Below are 22,116 nucleotides of genomic sequence, written 5' to 3'. Positions count from 1 at the left end.
ACCATATTAAAATGAAAAATAAAAATTGATTTTAATAAAAGTAAGCACAAAGAAATAAGGAATTTACTGATTAAATCCTTATTTTTGACGCCTTTATAAAGCTACTGAGCATGATCAAGAGAGACAAAATAATAGACTTGCTGGATTCTACGGCATTTGATACAGAAGTAACCGTAATGGGTTGGGTACGTACTTTTCGCAACAATCAGTTTATAGCATTGAACGATGGTTCTTGCATGGGAAATATCCAAATTGTGGTTGATTTTGCAAATACAAATGAAGATTTGTTAAAACGCATTACTACTGGGGCGGCTATTGCTGTAAAAGGGGTTTTAGTTGAGTCTTTAGGTAAAGGACAAAAAGTAGATATTAAAGCGAGTTCAATGGAGATTTTAGGAGATAGCAATGCTGAAGAATATCCACTACAACCTAAAAAACATAGTTTAGAGTTTTTAAGAGAAAAAGCACATTTACGTTTCCGTACCAATACATTTAACGCGGTATTTAAAATTCGTCATGCATTGGCGTTTGCTATTCATCAGTTTTATAACGAAAGAGGGTTTGTGTATATGCATACTCCTGTAATTACTGCAAGTGATGCAGAAGGTGCGGGTGAAATGTTCAAAGTAACCACATTAGATTTTGACAAAACACCTAGAACTGATGATGGAAAAGTAGATTTTTCAGCAGATTTCTTTGGTCGTGCAACTAATTTAACTGTTTCTGGTCAACTAGAAGGTGAATTAGCAGCAATGGCTTTTGGTCAGATTTACACATTCGGACCAACTTTTAGAGCTGAAAATTCAAATACTACTCGCCATTTGGCGGAATTTTGGATGATTGAACCAGAAATTGCATTTGCTGATTTAGAAAACAACATGCAATTGGCTGAGGATATGATGAAATACATCATCAGCTATGCTTTAGAAAACTACAAAGATGAAATTGCTTTTTTAAATGACCGTTTATTAGACGAAGAAAAACAAAAACCACAGCAAGAAAGAAGTGAGTTATCATTAATTGAAAAACTAAACTTTTGTTTAGCAAATGATTTTGAACGTTTAACATATACTGAGGCCATACAAATATTAAAGCACTCCAAACCAAATCAGAAAAAGCAGTTTAAATACTTAATTGATGAATGGGGAGCTGATTTACAAAGTGAGCACGAGCGTTATTTAGTAGAAAAACACTTTAAAAAGCCAGTTATTTTAACAAATTATCCAAAAGACATCAAATCGTTTTACATGCGTATGAATGATGATGGAAAAACTGTTGCTGCTATGGATATTTTATTCCCAGGAATTGGTGAGATGATTGGTGGTTCGCAACGTGAAGAACGTATGGATATGTTGACTAAACGTATGGAAGAAATGAATATTCCGCAAGAAGAATTGTGGTGGTATTTAGATACGCGTCGTTTTGGTTCCGCACCACATGCAGGTTTTGGTTTAGGTTTCGAGCGTTTAGTTTTATTCGTAACCGGAATGACCAATATTAGAGATGTAATTGCTTTCCCAAGATTTCCAAAAAGCGCTGAGTTTTAATTGGATTAAGGATAAAAGAACAAGGAATAAATAAAAAGTCGCTTAAATGTTAAGCGACTTTTTTATTATTTACAATCTCAATTAACTACTATGTGCACTTGCATTTTGGTAGTCTACTGCAGAAACTTTATAATCTGTTGGGGCAAAACTAGCTGATGTACTTAGCGCCATTCCCAATTCGTGTTGTGAAGGATATGGTGTTTGAGTTAAACTTCCCTCTGGGATATATGGAAAAGTTTCCATGTAAGATTGCATTACATTCTGACCAATTCTTCGGTTAATATACGCTCTGGTTAATTGATATGGATGTCGTAAACCTGCAGCGCCCAATAATTCTACCGCACTTTGAACCGTTAATCTGTGGAAATTAAATACTCTTACTGTTTTATCTTCAACTACTAAACCTTTCATTAAGCTTTCATCTTGTGTTGCAACACCTGTTGGACACGTATTACTATTACATTCTAATGCCTGAATACAGCCTAAAGCAAACATCATTCCTCTAGCCGAATTACATAAATCTGCACCAAGGGCAATGTTTTTGACTAAATCGAAACCTGATGAAATTTTACCAGAAGCGATAATTTTTATGTGTTTCTTCAAATTAAATCCGCTCAATACATCATACACAAAAGCAACTCCTTCACGTAAAGGCATTCCAACTGCGTTAGAAAATTCTTGTGGCGCAGCACCAGTACCACCTTCTCCTCCATCAACAGTAATAAAATCTACATAAATTCCTGTCTCTATCATCGCTTTGCAAATGGCGAAAAATTCACTTCTTCTGCCAATACACAACTTAAATCCAATAGGTTTTCCGTTAGATAATTCTCTTAGTTTCTTTACAAAATCCATCATTTCTAATGGTGTAGAAAATGCAGCATGTGCTGGAGGAGAAATTACATCGAAACCTTCTTTTACCAAACGGATACGAGCAATTTCTGGAGTTACTTTCTTAGCTGGCAAAATACCACCATGACCAGGCTTTGCCCCTTGAGAAAGTTTTATTTCAATCATTTTTACATTTTCGGTTTGCGAACGCTCAGCAAAAGCTTCATAATTAAATGAACCATCATGATGTCTGCAACCGAAGTATCCAGTTCCTATTTGCCAAATTAGATCTCCTCCTGGGCCAGCATGGTAATCACTTATACCGCCTTCACCTGTATTATGAGCAAAGTTTCCCATTTTAGCACCGCCATTTAAAGCCAAAATCGCATTCTGACTTAAAGACCCAAAACTCATGGCAGATATATTATAGATACTTGCAGAATAAGGTTGTTTACAATCTGGTCCGCCAATCATTACGCGTGGATTAACATCCAATTCATGATGACTAATAGCTGCAATACTATGACTTAGCCACTCGTAACCGTTTTCATATACATCTAATTGTGTCCCAAAAGGAATGGTATCATTATCTTTTTTAGCCCTCTGATAAATTAATGAGCGATTTAATCGGCTAAATGGTTTTCCATTGGTATCGCTTTCTACAAAGTACTGATATATTTTCGGTCTCAACTCTTCCATAAAATATCTCAATCGTCCAAAAACTGGGTAATTCCGTACAATACTATGTTTAGGTTGATATAAATCGTAAACGCCTAGGATAACAAATGGTCCAGTAAAAATAAAAATCCACCATAAAAATGGATGATACAATCCTAACATAATAGTTAAGGCTACTAAAAATGCGGCAATGGCTATGAATGCTTTTCTCATATTTAATTATTTAGCTCAGATGACTATCAAAAATAAGCAAAAACCTATCTCTTTAAGTAATTTTAATCCAATGATAGTAAACAACTCGCATCTTATTTTTGTTATTTTTACATATGCTAATCAAGATCTATCCAGAAAACCCAAATCCTAAAGCAATTGAGCAAGTTGTTGAAATATTAAAAAAAGGTGGTTTAATAATTTACCCTACAGATACTGTTTACGGTTTAGGATGTGATATTACGAATCAAAAAGCAATTGAAAAAATTTGTCGCATTCGTGGAATAAAACCTGAAAAAGCTAATTTTTCATTTATCTGTTCAGATTTAAGGCATATTTCAGATTTCATTAAGCCAATTGATACTGTAACTTTTAGAGTGTTAAAAAAAGCGCTGCCTGGTCCATTTACGTTTATTTTTAATGCCAACAATAATGTTCCTAAATTATTAAGCTCTAATAAAAAAACAGTGGGTATCCGCGTTCCTGATAACGATATAGCGAGAGCAATTGTAGCAGGATTAGGTAATCCAATTATTTCTACCTCTATAAAAGATGATGATGAATTGATCGAATATTCTACCGATCCAGAATTAATTTATGAAAAATACCAAGAGCAAGTAGATGCTGTAATTGATGGCGGATATGGTGATAACGAAGCTTCTACAGTTATTGATTGTACCTCTGGGGATTTTGAAGTTGTTCGTGAAGGCAAAGGAAATATTGAAGATTTCTTTTAAACCTACCTTTTACTTATTAAGCTAAATAATTAACTAATAGTTTAAGAAAATTCTGATAACGACAATATTAGCAGAAGATTATATTTAGTTTTCCACAAAATGAATATTTAACACCAACTTAACTTTGAAATATTGTTTTTGAGTATACATTTGTTTTTTAAACAAATTATATGAGAAAACTTTTACTACTTTTTCTTTTTGCTATTAGTCTTTATTTACCCACTACCGTTTGTGCACAAATCGCCAGCTGGGATTTTACTGGGCAAAACCAATTAGCAACATCAACAGCAAACACCTATGATGTAGGTCTTGCTGCTGCACCTATTCTAACACGAGGAACTACTGCAACGGCTAGTGCTGGTGCTAATTCTTTCAGAACTCAAGGTTTTAAAAACGAAGGTATTTCTACATCAAATACTGATTATTTTCAAGTTACTTTAACTCCGGCGGCCGGAAAGCAACTTTCCTTAACGAGTATTGATGCAAAATTTGCAGGAACAGCAAGTTTTTATGCCTCTCCAGGTGTAACATCACAATTTGCATATAGTTTAGACGGAGCCACATTTACTTTAATTGGTTCGCAAGTAACTTCTACCTCTTTACTATTAGGTACAATAAATTTAGCGACAGTTACTGCTTTGCAAAATATCCCAGAAGGCACCATCGTAACATTACGTTATTACGCCAGTGGACAAACAACTACTGGAGGCTGGGGATTTAATTCTAGCTCTTCTGGAACAAATGGTTTTGCTATTGGTGGGACAGTTACCAATGCAGCAACAAATACGCCAACAATTAATGCTAATCCAACCACCTTAACATTTGGCAGTCAAAATGTGGGTAGCACTACTTCTCAAAGTTATGTATTAAGTGGATCGAACTTAACCTCAAATGTAACTGTAACTGCGTTAGCGCCCTTTACGGTTTCTAAAAATAATCTCGTTTATTCCAATTCGATAAGTTTCAGCACGGCAGAAATAGCTGCCAACCCAACAGTCTTTGTTAATTTTACCCCTACTGCTGGAGGAAGTGCAACTGGAAATATAACTAATACGAGCAATGGTGCAGTTCAAGTTGACGTAGCTGTAGATGGAACAGGAATTTCTGGAACCGTAAATGCAAGCAAAACATCACTTGATTTTAGCACTCAAAACATCGGAACAAATTCTACATCTCAAAATTATACATTAAGCGGAACAGGTTTAACGAACGATGTAACTGTAAGTACTTCAGCACCGTTTTCAGTTTCTAAAGACAATACTACTTTTACTTCTTCCATCACCTATACAGCTGTAGACGTAGCAGCAAGCCCACTTGTTTACGTTCGCTTTAGTCCAACAAGTGCAGCAGTTGCGAATGATAATGTTTTAAACGTAAGCACAAATGCGATTTCGGCAAGTGTTGCACTAACTGGAACAGGAACCACACCTCCTGCGCCATCCATTCATGTAGTTATTAGTGAAGTTTATGGTGGTGGCGGTAATACTGGAGCTACGTATAAAAATGATTTCATCGAATTATATAATCCTAGTAATGCAGCTGTAGATTTAACAGGCTGGTCGGTACAATATTTAAGTGCCGCGGGAACAGGCAACTGGGCAGTTACACCATTAACAGGAAGCATTCCTGCTAAAGGATTTTATCTAGTCCAAGAAGCTGCTGGCGCAAATGGAACATTAAATTTACCTACTCCAGATGCAACTGGAACTTTAGCCCTTTCTGGTACTACAGGAAAAGTTATTTTAAGTAATGCGGTTACAGCTTTAAATGGTGCAAATCCATCCAGTGCAACTGTAATTGATAAAGTTGGTTTCGGCCCTACTGCCTCTGGTTTTGAAGGCGCACCGACTCCAGTAATATCAAATTCGACTTCTATTGAACGTAAAGCTAGTTCAACTTCTACCGCAGCAACTTTAGCAGTTGGTGGTTCAGAAGAATTTAGTGGCAATGGACAAGATACTGATAATAATAATGCTGACTTTGTTGTACAAGCACCAAACCCACAAAACTCATTAATTATTGAACCAACAGGTGCAAATCATGTGGTGATTAGCGAAGTATACGGTGGTGGTGGAAATTCTGGCGCTACCTATAAAAACGATTTCATTGAATTATATAACCCAACAAATGCATCGGTAGATTTAACAAATTGGTCTGTACAATACGCAAGTGCTACAGGTACTGGCGCATGGCAGGCCACTGTCTTATCTGGTAGTATTGCACCTAAAAGTTTTTATTTAATTCAAGAAGCAGCAGGTGCAAATGGAACATTAAACTTACCAACACCTGATAAAATAGGTACACTTAATTTATCAGGCACAACTGGCAAAGTTCTTTTAAGTAATTTATCAACGGCACAAACAGGTGCTAATCCAACTGGCTCAGCTATTGTTGATAAAGTTGGTTTCGGAACTGCAAATGGATATGAAGGCACTGCTCCTGCAGTGGCCATTACAAATTCGACTTCTTTAGAGCGTAAGGCAAGCTCAACTTCTACTGCAATTACTTTGGGTACAGGAGGGTCAGAAGAATTTGCAGGAAATGGTTTTGATGGAGATGAAAACTCAACAGATTTTATAGCCACTGCGCCAAATCCTCAAAACTCAACCGTTACAGAACCTGCTTCAACAAGCGGCCCGTATTTAACGATCACGCCAACAAGTTTAGCGTTTAACAACCAAGCTGTAGGTACAACATCAACTGCTAAAACATATATATTAAGTGGTGGAAACTTAACGAATATCACAACAGTTTCAGTAAGTGCACCATTTTCAATTTCTAAAAATAACTTAGTTTACTCCAACTCAATAAGTTTTAGCACAGCTGAAATAGCAGCTAATCCAACCGTGTATGTTAATTTTACCCCAACAGCTGCTGGTAACGCAACGGGTTCAATTTCAAATGCAAGTGCTGGTGCTACTACCATGAATGTTACCTTAACAGGTCCAGGTATAGACCCTAATCAAACTGCTTTTAGCTTCGAAAACTGTACTACTGTAGGAAGTCCGGCTTTATCAGATGGTTTTTATCAATATAGCGTAACGGGTCCACAAACTTGGGGTTGTACTACTACTTTTGGACATGATGGTACAGATCCAGCTGGTAAAGCCAGTATTGGAAATGCATTACAGATTAATGGGTTTTCAGGTGGTAATATTCTAAATGAAGATTGGTTAATTTCTCCTGCTTTAAATTTATCGGCTATGAATTATGCGGTGTTGTCTTTCTGGACAAGATCAGCATTTGCTGGTGATAAACTTCAACTTAAAGTATCAACCAATTACACTGGAACAGGAAACCCTAACTTAGCAACTTGGACAGCTATTGATGGCAAATTCCCTGAAACTGCTACAGATACTTGGACAAAATCCGATTTTATAGATTTATCAGCGTACAAAGCTGCTCCAGTTTATGTTGCATTTGTATATACTTCTACTACTTCATCTGCTAGCCGTTGGACAATTGACGATTTTGCAGTTACCAATTCAGCAACTGTTCCACCAGTAGATATTACTGCTTCTCCTACTAGTTTAAACTTTGGTTTCCAAACAGCAGGCACTACTTCAACAGAAAAAATATTTGGTTTCTCTGCAGGTAATTTAACAGACGATGTTACTTTAACTGCTCCTGTTAATTTCACTATATCAAAAACAAGTGGTGGCACTTTTGGCTCGAGCTTAACCTACACTAAAGCTACCATCAACAACACTTCACAAACAGTGTATGCTAAGTTTTCGCCAACAGCCGTAAACTCAACGTATGCTGGTAATGTAAGTATTGCAACAAATGGTTCAACTGGCAAAAACGTAGCCTTATCTGGTAATACATTTGATGTCGCTAACACACTCGAAGTTGTAAATTGGAACATCGAATGGTTTGGCAGTCCGGCACAAGACCCATCAAATGATACCCAACAAGCCGCAAATGTTAAAACAGTTGTAAATAGTATTAATGCAGATATTTATGGCTTTGCCGAAGCAGTAGATACTACTTTATTCAGAAATACAGTTTTACCAGCAGGCTACAATGTTATCTTTAGCGAGTTTGGTTCTTATGCAGATAATAAAACAGATATAGATTATCCACTAGCACAGAAATTGGCCTTTATGTATCGTACAGATATCATTAAACCAATTAGAACCTATGGTGTACTACAAGACACGTATAACCCAGCCGTTGCAAGCACAAGCGTAGATGGAACGCCTTACAAAAACTGGTCGTCAGGTCGTTTTCCTTTTGCAATGGAGGCCGAAGTAACCATTAATGGCAAAAAAGATATCGTTACGTTTATAGAAATCCATGCAAAAGCAAATACAGGTCCAGTTGCCGATCAAATTGATGCCTATAACCGTAGAAAAGGTGGAAACTTACAGTTTAAAAACTGGTTAGATGCAAATCTTGCCGGTAAAAAGGTAATTATTCTAGGCGATTTTAATGATGTTTTAGATCCTGATAAAACAATTGCACCAATGCCTTCAGGTACTGGAACTTCGTATTCAGATTTTATTAATGATCCAACAAATTATTTCCCTCTCACTTTGCCTTTAAGCTTAGCCGGAAAACAATCAACCGCAGGTTTCCCAACTGTTATTGATAATGTTATCGTAACCAAAGCCTTAAATGCTAATTATGTACCTGGTACAGCCGAGGTATTAGATGCAGTTAAAAATCTAGTAACTAATTATAACACCACTACAACAGATCACTACCCAATTAAAACGAGATATTTATTTGGTAATGGCGAACCAACTTTAGCAGCTATCTCAAATCAAGCGATATGTTATACAACGGTTAACCAAACGGTAGCCTTAACAGGAATATCTGCAGGTGCAGAAACATCGCAAACTACTACATTAACGGTTACGTCAGATAATGCAAATTTATTCGACATCCTAACTGTTGCCCCTAATGGAACTGATAAAGGAACCATCACCTATCATTTAAAAAACAATGTAAGTGGTGTTGCTAACATTACCGTAACCGTTACAGATAATGGCAATACAGATTTTGGAGGCATCAATACCACAAGTAAAACCTTTAAATTAACCGTAAATGCCTTAGCAACTGCTACAATTGCTGGTACTACCGCAGTTCCTGCAAATGCAACTGCACCAGTTATTACATTTACAGGTGCAAACGGAACAGCTCCATATACCTTTACCTACAACATTAATGGCGGCACAAATAAAACAGTAACCACCACAACTGGAAACAGTGTAACAGTAGCTGCCCCAACCAATGTTGTTGGTACTTTTGCTTATAATTTAGTAAGCGTAGCTGATGCTAACTGTGGACAAGCACAAACCGGAACAGCTACAATTACTATTCGTCCGTTACCTGTTGCAACAATTGCTAGTACAGCTGCAGTTTGTATAAACGGAACATCGCCTGTGGTTACTTTTACCGGTTCTGCGGGTACTGCTCCATATACTTTCACCTATACCGTAAACGGAAGTAGCAACAGAACAATTACATCAACAGCTAACAGTGTAACTTTAAATGCACCAACAAATGTAGCAGGTACATTTACCTATGCTTTAGTTAGCGTAGCTGATGCCTATGCAAGTCAAGCACAAACTGGTACAGCAACAGTAACAATTAACGCATTACCAGTTATAACTATAGCAAGCAATAACACCGCATTAATTTCTAAGGGTACAAGCGTAATCCTATCTGCAGCTGGTGGTGTAAATTATAGCTGGTCACCAAATACTGATGTATTATCTAGCCAAAATGTAGCAAACAATGGTGTAATTACAAATAATCTAACAGTAAGGCCGAAACAAACAACAACTTATACAGTAACGGTTACCAATGCATCAGGCTGTACAAGTGTTCAATCTATTACCATTCAGGTTTCAGATGATTACCAAATTACAGCGCTTAACATTTTAACACCTAATGGCGATGGTAAGAATGATAAATTTATTATCCAAAACATAGATTATTACCCTAATAATACTGTTAAGATTTTCGATAGATCTGGCAGAACAGTGTATACTAAAAAAGGGTACGATAACCAATGGGACGGAACATTTAACGGAGTTCCTCTTGCATCCGACACCTATTATTATACCATAGATTTTGGAACCAACATCGCTCCGTTTAAAGGGTATATCACTATTGTAAGAAACTAAATTGCATTAAATCACATGAAATTCAACACTAAAAAATATAACGGGTTTAAGCATACGGTTTGCTTGCTTTTACTAACCACAACATTAACCATATTGCTAACCAACAAGGCAAATGCACAGCTCAATCCCTTAAGTTCACAGTATTTTTTAAATCAATATCAAATCAATCCAGCATATGCCGGATTAACTGAAGGTTTAAATTTAAACTTGAATTATCGTAAGCAATGGAGCAATATCCCAGGTTCACCAAATACGCAATCTATCACAGCAGATTATAAACTGAACAAAGTAGGTTTAGGTATTAACGTGTATAACGAAAAAGCAGGTTCTTTGCAGCGCACTAAAGCAATGGCAACCTATGCCTATCATTTACCTTTAAACAACGACGATCAGAAATTAAACTTTGGTGCCTCGGTTGGGATAATGAACGAGCGTGTTGATTACAGCAATGTAAATGGCGACGTGACCGATCCTTCTATCGCTCAGTTCAATAATAAAGGTTCTTTATTTGATGGCGATTTTGGCGCTGCCTATACCAGCAACACGCTAAATGTAGAAGGAATAATTCCGAACATTAGAAGTTTTATTAAACAAGAAGAGGAAAATGATGTAGATCGTTCTTTGTTTTATGCAGCCGTGAGTTATAAAATAAATACAGGCACGGGCGCTAATGCAATAGAAATTGAGCCAAAAATTGCCTACAGAGGCATTAAAGGCTATGATAACATTTGGGATGCCGGTGCAAACTTCAATTTCACTAATAAGGTGTTTTTAATGGGGATGTACCACAGTAGTAAAAGCGCATCATTTGGTGCAGGTATCAATTATAAATCTTCTTTGGCCATTATGGGTTTTTACACTACCGAAACTTCTGCCTTACAAGGTTCTGCTAATGGCACTTTTGAAATTAGTTTAAAAGCAACATTGTTTAAGTAATACATTTTATCATCCGATAACGGATCTTAACTCGGCCTACACTGAGCTTAGGGAAGTGTTAAGATATTGTTTAAGTCCTCTAAGTTTTCTTAGGGGACTTTTTATTTACCCTTATCGTCTTTTTGAAAATGGGAATTCCATTCTTAATTTGCCATAGTAAGTTAACGGATATCTAAAAAATACACTTATTGTAGAAAGGACGGTAACCCATATTTCGGTGCCAGTCCGTACAATACTCAAATTAATATACTCTAGCACGTTTAATTGCTGCTAATTTTATAGTTATCATTTCTTTACCCATAGATTTTACGATTACAAATTTTATAGGTTAAGCTATCCAATTTTGCTATGCACAATTAGCATGTTCTTAATAAACATTGAGCTTTTGTTCATGAACATTGGGCTTTTGTTCATGAACATTGAACCATTGTTCATTAACATTGAACTTTTGTTCATTAACATTGAACTTTTGTTCATGAACATTGAACCATTGTTTATCTACATTGAACTTTTGTTCATGAACACTGAACCATTGTTTATCTACATTGAACTTTTGTTAATGAACATTGAACCATTGTTCATTAACATTGAACTTTTGTTCATGAACATTGAACTTTTGTTTATGAACATTGCGCTATTGTTCATGAACAATTAGCTTTTGTTACCAATAAATTGATAATATTAAGAAGATTAGCGCTTTATGTCATCTTAAAACTACGCGAGTAAGCCAGCTTTTTCTTCTGGTAGCAGAACAGCTACAAATTGTAAGCAGTTTTTAGAAACTTGTAGCTAAATGCACAGCGTTAACACTTCGAAAAGCTTGGGCAATTCTTACACAGCAATGTTGAAGTTATACATTGAAGGATAGTTATAGGATAATGCAACAGCTATACATAAGTCATTCTCAAACCACAGCCCATTCCCAAAAGTGCCATACGGCCTTGTAGCATCCCGAAGGAGAAAGCATTCAAACTTCAGCACAACCTTTCAAAAATCACATCCCAAGACAGAAAGCAGTTCGATCCTTCATTGAACCTTTTTCTGTTGCTTAAAAGTTTGGATAGCTTAATCCGAGAGATGATACTAAGCCTTGATGTTATTCATTAGTTTTTATTTTTTTATTGGTATTCATGCTTTCGCAAGCTCAAGATTGTTTCTTTTCTATCAAGAGATACTGCGAAGCATTCTTGAGGGCAAAACAAAACTACAACAGCCGAAAAACGAAAGAGCCCAGCGGCGGCGAGCTAGAAAGAGAAAGATTTCTCCACTACGGTCGAAATGACGAATGACTTAGAATCACTCACAATCATTCTATTATCTCAAACGTTTTGATTATTTTTAGCCATGCCAGCAAAAATAAACCGCTCCATTTTTAAAAAATTCTTTACCTCCGAAAAAAATGGTGGTATTATTCTATTATGTTGTGTTGTCATCTCCCTAATTATTGCCAATACCAGCTACCGCGATGGTTTTTCTAATCTCTTAGCCCAAAACATAGGCTTTGCCCCTATTACTTACAGCGTTTCTGCATGGATAAACGATGGCTTAATGGCTATCTTCTTCCTTTTAGTGGGCTTAGAGATTAAAAGGGAACTTATAGAAGGAGAATTGTCAAGCGTAAAAAAAGCATCTTTACCAGTTCTAGCCGCGTTAGGCGGGATGATTATCCCTGCTTTACTATATTTCTTTTTTAACAAAGGTGAAGAAACCGCTTCGGGTTGGGGCATTCCGATGGCAACCGATATCGCTTTTGCATTAGCTATTATTGCGCTATTAGGAAAAAGTGTTCCTGCCTCGTTAAAAATATTCTTAGCCGCTTTGGCCATAGCCGATGATTTAGGTGCTATTTTGGTTATTGCTATCTTTTATACTGCGCAAATACATTGGAACTATTTAGCCATGGCTGCTGGTATTTTTGCATTGCTGTTGGCGTTAAACTATTTCAAAGTTAAATCGTTGTGGTTTTATTTATTGCCAGGTATATTTCTATGGTATTTTGTACATCATTCAGGTATACACGCTACCATTGCTGGCGTGCTATTGGCATTTACCATTCCCACTAACAACACAGCAATTGAATCTCCTTTAGAGAAACTAGAACATGCATTAACTATTCCTGTAAACTACCTCATCATGCCAATTTTTGCATTAGCAAATACAAATATCAGTTTTCAAAAAGAAATGATTAATGGTTTAGCATCGCCTGTTGGCTTAGGTATAATTGTAGGTTTATTTGCTGGCAAAACAATAGGTGTTTCCTTGTTTTCATGGTTGGCTGTAAAAACTAAATTGGCAAATCTTCCTTCCGGAGCAAAGTGGAAACATGTAATTGGTGTGGGTATGTTAGCTGGTATTGGTTTTACCATGTCGATATTTATCGCTTTGCTTTCTTTTACTGATGCGACTTATATCTCAGAAGCCAAATTTGCAATTCTTTGTGCTTCCGTTTTTGCTGGTGTTTCAGGTTTTATCTATTTAAAAAGTATTGGAAAGGCTCAAACTCGCAAGTTGAAGAGACTTGTATCAAAATAAATAAAGATTACATTAGTTTTTATTCTGACTAACCCTATATAATCATGAAGAAAAGGACCGTTTTAACAGGAATTTTAATACTCTCAATTATATACTTGCATGCTCAAACTCCGTGGGCACTTAAAACTGGTAAGATTTTAACACCTTGGGCAACACAGGTTAATCCGAATTCGCCATTGCCAGAATACCCGCGACCACAATTAGTTCGAAACAACAACTGGCAAAACTTAAATGGCTTATGGGATTATGCCACTGTACCACGCAATGAAATTCCAACAAAATTTGATGGAAAGATTTTAGTTCCATTTGCAGTAGAATCAGCTATGTCTGGTGTTCAAAAAACTGTGGGTAAAGACAGTGTGCTTTGGTATAAAAATGAAATTGCTATTTCAGCTGCCATGCGAGGAAAACAAGTGCTGTTACATTTTGGAGCAGTAGATTGGCAAACGGAAGTTTTTATTAACGGCAAAAGTGTTGGTACGCATGAAGGCGGATTTGATCCGTTCAGTTTCAATATTACTTCGGCATTAAAAAAGGGAGCAGCACAAGAAATTAAAATTCGTGTATGGGATCCAACAGATGATGGGCCACAACCTAGAGGTAAGCAAGTGAAAAAACCCCATGGCATATGGTATACGCCAGTTACCGGTATTTGGCAAACGGTTTGGTTAGAAGCGGTGCCCCAAAGCTATATTGTAGCTACTAAACAAACACCTGATATTGATGCGCATACCATTACCGTTTCGGGAACATTTACTGCTACACAACCTACTGATAAATTTAAAGTAGAAGTTTTAGAGGGAAATCAAGTGATTACAGAAAGTACTTCGGCAACTGCAGATGCTGTTGTGATTAAACTGGCTAATGAGAAATTATGGTCGCCAACAAACCCATTTTTATACGATTTACGCATTAGCTTAATTAGAAATAATAAAACGATAGATCAAGTGACAAGTTATTTCGCAATGCGAAAAATTTCTGTTGGCACAGATGCCAAAGGAGTTAAACGAATGTTGCTAAATAATCAGTTTTTATTTCAGTTTGGCCCCTTAGACCAAGGGTGGTGGCCAGATGGGTTATACACTCCCCCTACAGAAGAAGCTATGAAATTTGATGTAGATGAGCTCAAGAAAATGGGCTTTAACATGATTAGAAAGCATATTAAAGTAGAATCGGCCAGGTATTATAATTATTGTGATAAAGTTGGAATGTTATTATGGCAAGATATGCCAAGTGGCGATTTGGGAAATGGGTGGAACTCAAACCCTGGCACCATAAATAATGAAAGTGAGAGAGCTAGAACACCAGAATCTGAGGGTTATTATAAAAAGGAATGGAATGCGATTATGGATGCATTGCATAATTTTCCATCAATTGTGGTTTGGGTTCCTTTTAATGAGGCATGGGGGCAGTTTAAAACGGTAGAGATTACAGAGTGGACAATGAAAAAAGATCCTTCTAGATTAGTAAATAGTGCAAGTGGAGGGAATTTTTTTAACACTGGTCATTTTACTGATATCCACAGTTACCCGCAGCCTGGTATGCCAAGGCCAGATTTATTTGGCAAGACAAGCATATTGGTTTTAGGCGAATATGGTGGCTTAGGTCTTCCAGTAGAAGGAAATACGTGGCAACAGAAAAACAATTGGGGCTACCAAAGTTTTAAAACCCCTGATGAATTGTTTGCTAAATATGATTTATTTACCACTCGTTTAACAGAGCTTATCCCATTGGGTCTCTCAGCAGCGGTTTATACGCAAACTACTGATGTAGAAGTGGAAGTAAATGGATTAATTACGTATGATAGAAAAGTAACTAAAATTCCATTAGCGCAACTTTTTAAATCGAATACAAAGGTGTATAATGCTGGCTTGGTACAAATGAAGTAAGTAGAACTTTTGAAGGGACTTTGCATTGTGCGTCATACCCAACTCGATTGGGTATCGTAATGACACAGAAAGGATAAATGGCTTGCTTTGTGCTTTACGATTCCCGTTTTCAAGGGAATGACGAAAGATGATCTAATGAACCAATAATCTAACTCCTAAACTCTTGCATAAACGTTTTTACATTTTCCTCTACATCGCCACTGGCTAAACATTTTACAAAAGCACTACCTATAATTGCACCACTAGCATATTCGTTAGCTGCATCAAATGTTTGTTTATCAGAAATTCCGAAACCAATCATTAAAGGGTTATTTAAGTTCATCTCTTGTATGCGAGCAAAATAAGTTCTGGCGTTTGCTGAAACATCAAGGTTCTTGCCCGTAGTGGCAGCTGATGATAACAAATAAATAAAAGCATTACTAAGACTATCTATTTTACGGATGCGCTCTTCGGAAGTTTGTGGTGTAACCAAAAAGATGTTGCTAATTCCGTTTGCTTCAAACGCAGGGCGATACAATTCTTCATACTCGTACATCGGCAAATCTGGAATAATACAGCCATCTACGCCTATTTCTGCGCAAGCTTTACAGAAATTTTCTACGCCAAATTGTAATACTGGATTAACATAGCCCATTAATAAAATAGGAATAGTTACGGTTTTCCGTAAATCTTTTAACTGTTTGAAAAGTAAATCAAGCGTCATGCCGTTATCTAAAGCTTGCTTGCTGCTGGCTTGTATAATTGGTCCATCGGCAACAGGATCTGAATACGGAAAACCTACCTCTAAGAAATCCGCACCAGCTTTTTCTAATGCTTCGGCAATTTGTAATGTGTTATTTAAGTTTGGGTAGCCTGCTGTATAATAGATAGAAAGAATGTCTTTCTTTTTATTTTGGAAGAGTTGTTGTAATCGGTTCATATATCTTTCTTTTGCCGTCATTGCGAGGCACGAAGCAATCTCCTTGAAGAGTTGCAATAGCTTTAAGATTGCTTCGTGCGTCGCAATGACGATTTACTGTTATAGGTTAAAGTGTTTCATATAAGTTTCCATGTCTTTATCTCCCCTGCCGGATAAACAAACGACTACGTTTTCTCCACCTTTAAATTTCATGTATTCTAAATAAGCTAAGGCATGAGCGCTTTCAATTGCTGGAATAATTCCTTCAAGTTGAGTTAATAACAAACCTGCATCTAGCGATTCATCATCAGTAATAGAAACATACTCGCCACGCCCAGTTTTAAATAAATGCGCATGTTGCGGGCCAATGCCTGGATAATCTAGTCCTGCAGAAACCGAATGCGGTTCTACTACTTGTCCGTCTGGTGTTTGCATTAAAATACTTCTACTCCCATGTAAAACACCTTCTTTACCTAAATAAGTTGTCGCAGCAGAATAACCAGAACTTACACCCTTACCGGCGGCTTCAACCGCAATCAGTTTTACGTTTTCATCATCAATAAAATGATAGAACATACCTGCAGCATTACTGCCACCACCCACGCAAGCCATTACATAATCTGGTTGGTCTTTGCCAGTTTGCTCTAGCAATTGTTTCTTGGTTTCTTCGGAGATTACTGACTGAAAAATAGAAACCATATCTGGATAAGGATGTGGGCCAACCACCGAACCTATAATATAATGGGTATCAACAGGATTGTTAATCCAATCTCTCATGGCTTCGTTTGTTGCATCTTTTAAGGTTTTACTACCCGATGTAGCGGGAACAACTTTTGCACCTAACATTTTCATTCGGGCTACATTTGGTGCTTGACGTTTGATATCGACTTCACCCATGTACACCACGCATTCTAAACCGCGTAACGCACAAACCGTTGCGGTTGCTACACCATGCTGACCCGCTCCAGTTTCGGCTATGATACGTTTTTTACCTAAGCGTTCAGCTAGTAAAATCTGTCCGATGGTGTTGTTTATTTTGTGTGCACCTGTATGGTTTAAATCTTCGCGTTTTAAGAAAATATTTGCACCATACTTTTCAGATAAGCGTTTAGCCAAATATAAAGGTGATGGGCGACCAACGTAATCTTTAAGCAATGCTTTAAATTCTTGTTGAAAGCTTTCTTCGTGAATAATTGATAGGTATTGTTGTCTTAATTCTTCAACATTTGGATATAGCATTTCGGGAATATAAGCTCCACCGAAATCTCCGTAATAACCTTTCTCGTTTACAAAATAGTTCATAATTATTATGTTTTGTCATTCAGAGCGTAGCGAAGAATCTCTAATTATCTTTGAGATGCTTCATTCCTCTGCATGACAGTTTATTTATTCCATTACTGCAAAAAATTCTTTTAATTTTTCTACATTTTTTAACCCTGGCTCTAGCTCAAGTTTGCTGTTTACATCTATAGCATATAGCCTAGGGTCGTTTATTTCTTTTAGTGTTGTTGCATGTGATAAATCAATACCTCCACTTAAAAAGTATGGTTTATCAAATGGGTATTTTTCTAATAATTTCCAATCGAATACTTTACCAGAACCACCATGGGCAGGTGTTTGTGTATCGAATAAGAAGTAATCAACTATGTTTAAGTAAGCTGCTAATATTGAGAAATCAAAGTTTTCATCTACTCCAAAAGCTTTAATAACTTCCACGCTTGTGGATTTAATCTGTTCACAATAATCTATGCTTTCTTTTCCATGTAATTGCACTGCTTTTAAATTGTATTTCAAGATATAAGCTTTAACAACTTCTACATCTTCATTAACAAAAACGCCAGTTGTTTTTATAGTTGGTGGTACATATTTAATCAGTTCTGCAGAAACTTCACTAATAAAGCGTGGTGATTTTGAATAGAAAATAAAACCGAGATAATCGGGCTGCAAGTGTGCAATAGCAGCAATATTAGCTGCCTGTGTCATTCCACAAACTTTTATTTTCAACTTCATCTTTAATTAACAGCTATTAATTTTGTAAAACTATTCAACGCTTTTTTTCCTGCTAATGATTCTTCTGCTTCATAAAAGCAATCGGCAAAGGTACTACCCTCTTTTATGGTTTGAATGGCTAATGCTGCATTACATAAAACTACATTAGTTTGCGCATCAGTACCATTTCCATTTAATATAGTAGTAAAAATCTCTGCAGATGACTCTACTGTATCGCCGCCTTGAATTTCCTTTTCACTAATTTCTTCAAAACCTAAATCTGCAATTTTATTTAAGGCTTCTCCTTTTTTACTGAAGGTTTTAAAATCGCAGGTTAAAGAAACTTCATCAAAGCCATCTACTGCGTGAATAATGGTATAATTTTTATTTGTTTGCTGATATAAATAAGCATACAAACGTGCTAACTCTAAACTAAAGACTCCAACAATTTGATTTTTAGGCTGCGCCGGATTTACCATTGGACCTAACATATTGAAGAACGTTTTTACACCCAATTCTTTTCGTATAGGCGCAACAGTTTTCATAGCTGGATTGAACAATGGTGCGTGTAAAAAACAAATACCTGCTTGATCTAAACTGCGTTTCAGTTTAGCTTCATCATTGGTAAATGTATATCCTAAATATTCCATTACATTACTTGAGCCACAACCTGATGAAACACCGTAATTACCGTGTTTAGCTACTTTATGGCCTGCTCCAGCTACTACAAAAGAGGCTAAAGTAGAAATATTAAATGTGTCTTTTCCATCGCCACCTGTACCGCATAAATCTACTAGTTCGTAATCAGAGAAATCAACTTTTAAGCATAAATCTAACATCGAATCTCGAAAGCCTTGCAATTCTTCTACAGTGATATTTCTCATACCGTACGCAGTAATAAAAGCAGCAATTTGCGAACTATTAAACTCTCCTAAAGAAATTGAAGTCAGTATTTTTTGTGCTTCTTCTCTGCTAAAGGTTTTGTTTTCGAATAAGTGGTTAAGTATTTTCTTCATGGGTGTAAAACAAAAAAGGTTGCCTTTTACAAGCAACCCTTACTATATTTTTATAAAAAATAAAACGTACAAAAAAAGGTTACATCACGCTATTGCGTTATGCCACCACCAGTTTCTATTTACGTTTATCTGTATCATTCTGCCACAAATATGGAATAGTTTTTATTATTTACAAAATCTTTCTTCAAATTAATTTAGAATTAAGGTGTTGCGTTTTGTAACGCTATTTTGTATCCTCCAAAAATTCTGTAATACTTCTATATAATTGGTTGCTACCAAAAATCATCTGACTAATCATTCCCACATGTTTTTTTCCTTCTATCACTTCTAGTTTTACAGGTACATTTTGAGCTTGGAGTGTTTTGTAAATCCGCTCAGATTGAATTTGTATGGCTTCATAAGTTTTTGTGCCGTAAAAAATTAGGTGTGGATTTGTACTATTCTTTATATAAAACAAAGGTGAACCTAATTGCCATATCTTTTGTTCTGCGCTAAACGTTCTCAGAAAATCGGTGTAGTTGTCGTCTCTATCTGCTTTGGATAAATATTCGTCCATATCTAACCCAAAAGCATCATTTAATATTACGCCCTTTATTGGGTTTGTCATTCCGACAGCTGCAAAATATTGAGGATCTGCGTTAATTAGTTCACATAAATGCCCACCTGCAGAATGGCCCATTACAAAAATTCGATTTGGATTACCACCGTAATTGGCAATACTATCTTTAACCCATTTCACAGCCTCTGCACTTGCTAAAGCCATTTCTTTATAGGTCGCATTTGGTGCCAAAGGATAATTAATCACTGCAGTTACAATATTATTTTTGGCTAAATTTCTACCCAACCACCAATACGTTTCTTTTTTACCACTGCTCCAAGAACCTCCGTGAATAAAGATAATCACATCTTGATTTTGCAACTCTCCTTTTTTATGGTAGATATTTAAGGTGTTTGCTTCATCGGCATTGCCTGCATAATTAATATTTTTTTCTACACGTATTTGGGCAGAGCCAGTAAAAATCTGACCAAGGAAAGCGAAAATCATAAGTGTTAACTTGAAGCGCATATTATTTAGATTAATGAACAAAGAGCAAGGATTAAAGATAAAGCTACTAGTCTTTAAGCCTTGCTCATTTATCTTTGCTCTATTTTATTAGTGGATTTTTCTCCTTAGCAAAGAGTTCAAATACTTTTTTATCAGTAAATGCAGGGAAAAGTTTGTTCATCCATACTGCTAATTTACCTTGTCCAGTCATAATTAAAGTACGTTTTCTAGCTGTAATTCCATCACTAATTCTAATCGCTACTTCTTCAGCTGTCATCATTTTACCTTCTTCCATACTAGTTTCACCATGTGCTACTCCATCTTTTGCCAAAGCCGCAACTCGTATATTTGAAGTTGTAAAACCTGGGCAAGCGACCATTACATGAACTCCTGTTTTTAATAATTCAGTACGTAAAGATTCCATGAAACCATTCATTGCAAATTTTGAAGATGAATATCCCGTTCTTCCTGGCAAACCTCTATATCCTGCAATAGAAGATACGCCAACAATGGTGCCTTTGGTTTTTAAAATCTCTGGTAAAGCATATTTTGTACAATATACCGTTCCCCAAAAGTTCACATCCATAAGATTTCTGAGTACCGATAAATCTAAATCTTTAAATAAAGCACGCATAGAAAGTCCTGCATTGTTGATGAGTACATCAATTTTTCCAAAAGTATTGATGGCTTGCTTTACTAATTCTGCACAATCTTCTTCTTTACTCACATCAGCTTGCACAGCCAATGCTTTAATCTGATAGTTTTTTTCTAGCTCTGCTGTGATTTCGCAAAGTGTTACATACTGACGGGCGCCTAAAACTAAATTTGCGCCACGTTTTGCTAATTCTTCTGCTAGTGCTTTACCAATGCCCGATGAGGCGCCAGTAATGATGACTACTTTATTCTTAAAATCCATTATTTATGCTGTTCGAAGTAAGCTTTACACTCGCTTATTTTATCTGTGTTTATAATATCTGCACCCAAATCATGCAATTGCTGCCAACATTCTTTCGTATCGGGCGCTCCCCAAAAGCGAATTGGTTTATTTAGTTGATGTGCGTTTTCTATTACTGTTTTCAGTTTAGCTTTATCTTCTGCTGAGATTTCGCCATTCCCTCCCCATCGTGAATAGGTTACAAAATTATCGCTAATCATAGTTATGCGTTTCAAATCTTTTTTAGCGTAGCTGATGTTTGGTAACCCATCAAAAAATAGCCATTTCGGGTATTTATGAAAAGTTGAATCGGCTGGTCTATTACCGCTAATTACAATTTGAATTGCATTTTTATGCTTACTTCTGTCAAAAACAGGCTTGTATTTTTCTATTTCTTTCCGCAATGCAGGATACGTTAAATCCCAATTATCTTTAATATCAATCATTAAGCGAAAACTATACTTTGTGCCTTTCTCTTTTTGCAATTGAGCGATAGGCGATAAATACATCGAATTCAGTGTTCTAGTTAGGTTTTTATCTTTTCTACTATGAGCCACAATCAATGAATCCTTAATTAAAAAAACATCTGCTTCAATTTCATATACATGATTGGAATACGCTTCTATTAAAGGTTGAGCGTGAGTATAATCGTTATGAGAATGGATTTTAACTTGTGCAAAACTTGAAATAGTTATTAGTACAAATAATGCAAGGCAGTTTAATTTTTTCATCCGATT

General features: G+C 36.3%; 14 protein-coding genes. 6 read left to right on the top strand and 8 right to left on the bottom strand.

Features of this window, described 5'->3' with window-relative positions; all coding sequences use genetic code 11:
- The first annotated feature begins 110 nt into the window (after positions 1-110).
- On the top strand, positions 111-1,547 hold the full coding sequence (asnS, locus tag WC622_RS01335; RefSeq protein ID WP_372816532.1) for an asparagine--tRNA ligase: 1,437 nt from the start codon (positions 111-113) through the stop codon (positions 1,545-1,547).
- Between the two features lie 81 nt (positions 1,548-1,628).
- On the opposite strand, the gene WC622_RS01330 is transcribed toward asnS, so the two are convergent.
- Entirely contained in the window at positions 1,629-3,269 is a 1,641-nt protein-coding gene (locus WC622_RS01330) for an FMN-binding glutamate synthase family protein (RefSeq protein WP_372816530.1), read from the bottom strand.
- Positions 3,270-3,382: 113 nt separating this feature from the next.
- Between WC622_RS01330 and WC622_RS01325 the strand changes: the two genes are divergently transcribed.
- The 5 genes from WC622_RS01325 to WC622_RS01305 all read left to right on the top strand — a co-directional run bounded on the left by WC622_RS01325 (position 3,383) and on the right by WC622_RS01305 (position 15,497).
- Entirely contained in the window at positions 3,383-4,003 is a 621-nt protein-coding gene (locus tag WC622_RS01325; protein WP_372816528.1) for an L-threonylcarbamoyladenylate synthase, read from the top strand.
- Between the two features lie 170 nt (positions 4,004-4,173).
- Positions 4,174-10,140 (top strand): lamin tail domain-containing protein, encoded by a 5,967-nt coding sequence (locus WC622_RS01320; RefSeq protein WP_372816526.1) that lies wholly within the window; start codon positions 4,174-4,176, stop codon positions 10,138-10,140.
- Between the two features lie 15 nt (positions 10,141-10,155).
- Positions 10,156-11,076, top strand: a complete 921-nt coding sequence (locus WC622_RS01315) for a type IX secretion system membrane protein PorP/SprF (RefSeq protein WP_372816524.1) — start codon at positions 10,156-10,158, stop codon at positions 11,074-11,076.
- A gap of 1,344 nt (positions 11,077-12,420) precedes the next feature.
- Positions 12,421-13,608 carry a Na+/H+ antiporter NhaA gene (gene nhaA / locus WC622_RS01310; RefSeq protein ID WP_372816522.1) on the top strand — a complete coding sequence of 396 codons (1,188 nt, stop codon included), beginning with the start codon at positions 12,421-12,423 and terminating at the stop codon, positions 13,606-13,608.
- A 44-nt stretch (positions 13,609-13,652) separates the two neighbouring features.
- Positions 13,653-15,497, top strand: coding sequence for a glycoside hydrolase family 2 protein (locus WC622_RS01305; protein WP_372816520.1), 1,845 nt, complete (start codon positions 13,653-13,655; stop codon positions 15,495-15,497).
- Positions 15,498-15,645: 148 nt separating this feature from the next.
- On the opposite strand, the gene trpA is transcribed toward WC622_RS01305, so the two are convergent.
- From trpA to WC622_RS01270, 7 genes are all read right to left on the bottom strand, one after another.
- On the bottom strand, positions 15,646-16,416 hold the full coding sequence (gene trpA, locus WC622_RS01300; RefSeq protein ID WP_372816518.1) for a tryptophan synthase subunit alpha: 771 nt from the start codon (positions 16,414-16,416) through the stop codon (positions 15,646-15,648).
- 99 nt (positions 16,417-16,515) lie between these two features.
- Positions 16,516-17,697: a tryptophan synthase subunit beta gene (gene trpB, locus WC622_RS01295; RefSeq protein WP_372816516.1), complete on the bottom strand. Its 1,182-nt coding sequence runs from the start codon at positions 17,695-17,697 to the stop codon at positions 16,516-16,518.
- Positions 17,698-17,781: 84 nt separating this feature from the next.
- Positions 17,782-18,405 (bottom strand): phosphoribosylanthranilate isomerase, encoded by a 624-nt coding sequence (locus WC622_RS01290; protein ID WP_372816514.1) that lies wholly within the window; start codon positions 18,403-18,405, stop codon positions 17,782-17,784.
- Between the two features lie 2 nt (positions 18,406-18,407).
- Positions 18,408-19,400, bottom strand: coding sequence for an anthranilate phosphoribosyltransferase (trpD, locus tag WC622_RS01285; RefSeq protein WP_372816512.1), 993 nt, complete (start codon positions 19,398-19,400; stop codon positions 18,408-18,410).
- Positions 19,401-19,623: 223 nt separating this feature from the next.
- Positions 19,624-20,466: an alpha/beta hydrolase gene (locus tag WC622_RS01280; protein ID WP_372816510.1), complete on the bottom strand. Its 843-nt coding sequence runs from the start codon at positions 20,464-20,466 to the stop codon at positions 19,624-19,626.
- Positions 20,467-20,545: 79 nt separating this feature from the next.
- Positions 20,546-21,361: an SDR family oxidoreductase gene (locus tag WC622_RS01275; RefSeq protein ID WP_372816508.1), complete on the bottom strand. Its 816-nt coding sequence runs from the start codon at positions 21,359-21,361 to the stop codon at positions 20,546-20,548.
- Positions 21,361-22,110: a phosphatidylinositol-specific phospholipase C/glycerophosphodiester phosphodiesterase family protein gene (locus WC622_RS01270; protein ID WP_372816506.1), complete on the bottom strand. Its 750-nt coding sequence runs from the start codon at positions 22,108-22,110 to the stop codon at positions 21,361-21,363. The genes WC622_RS01275 and WC622_RS01270 overlap by 1 nt, the downstream gene beginning before the upstream one ends.
- Positions 22,111-22,116: the final 6 nt, after the last annotated feature.

The organism is Pedobacter sp., from assembly GCF_041662865.1.
Classification (GTDB): Bacteria; Bacteroidota; Bacteroidia; order Sphingobacteriales; family Sphingobacteriaceae; genus Pedobacter.
The sequence above is the reverse complement of the archived record's forward strand: the minus strand, read 5'-3'. Positions and strand labels throughout refer to the sequence as shown.

Excerpts from the sequence above, each read along its gene's own strand:
- asnS (WP_372816532.1), top strand. The coding sequence starts at position 111 with ATGATCAAGAGAGACAAAATAATAGACTTGCTGGATTCTACGGCATTT.
- WC622_RS01320 (WP_372816526.1), top strand. The coding sequence starts at position 4,174 with ATGAGAAAACTTTTACTACTTTTTCTTTTTGCTATTAGTCTTTATTTA.
- trpB (WP_372816516.1), bottom strand. The coding sequence starts at position 17,697 with ATGAACTATTTTGTAAACGAGAAAGGTTATTACGGAGATTTCGGTGGA.
- WC622_RS01325 (WP_372816528.1), top strand. The coding sequence starts at position 3,383 with ATGCTAATCAAGATCTATCCAGAAAACCCAAATCCTAAAGCAATTGAG.
- WC622_RS01305 (WP_372816520.1), top strand. The coding sequence starts at position 13,653 with ATGAAGAAAAGGACCGTTTTAACAGGAATTTTAATACTCTCAATTATA.
- WC622_RS01315 (WP_372816524.1), top strand. The coding sequence starts at position 10,156 with ATGAAATTCAACACTAAAAAATATAACGGGTTTAAGCATACGGTTTGC.
- WC622_RS01290 (WP_372816514.1), bottom strand. The coding sequence starts at position 18,405 with ATGAAGTTGAAAATAAAAGTTTGTGGAATGACACAGGCAGCTAATATT.
- trpA (WP_372816518.1), bottom strand. The coding sequence starts at position 16,416 with ATGAACCGATTACAACAACTCTTCCAAAATAAAAAGAAAGACATTCTT.
- nhaA (WP_372816522.1), top strand. The coding sequence starts at position 12,421 with ATGCCAGCAAAAATAAACCGCTCCATTTTTAAAAAATTCTTTACCTCC.
- WC622_RS01275 (WP_372816508.1), bottom strand. The coding sequence starts at position 21,361 with ATGGATTTTAAGAATAAAGTAGTCATCATTACTGGCGCCTCATCGGGC.
- WC622_RS01280 (WP_372816510.1), bottom strand. The coding sequence starts at position 20,466 with ATGCGCTTCAAGTTAACACTTATGATTTTCGCTTTCCTTGGTCAGATT.
- WC622_RS01270 (WP_372816506.1), bottom strand. The coding sequence starts at position 22,110 with ATGAAAAAATTAAACTGCCTTGCATTATTTGTACTAATAACTATTTCA.
- WC622_RS01330 (WP_372816530.1), bottom strand. The coding sequence starts at position 3,269 with ATGAGAAAAGCATTCATAGCCATTGCCGCATTTTTAGTAGCCTTAACT.
- trpD (WP_372816512.1), bottom strand. The coding sequence starts at position 19,400 with ATGAAGAAAATACTTAACCACTTATTCGAAAACAAAACCTTTAGCAGA.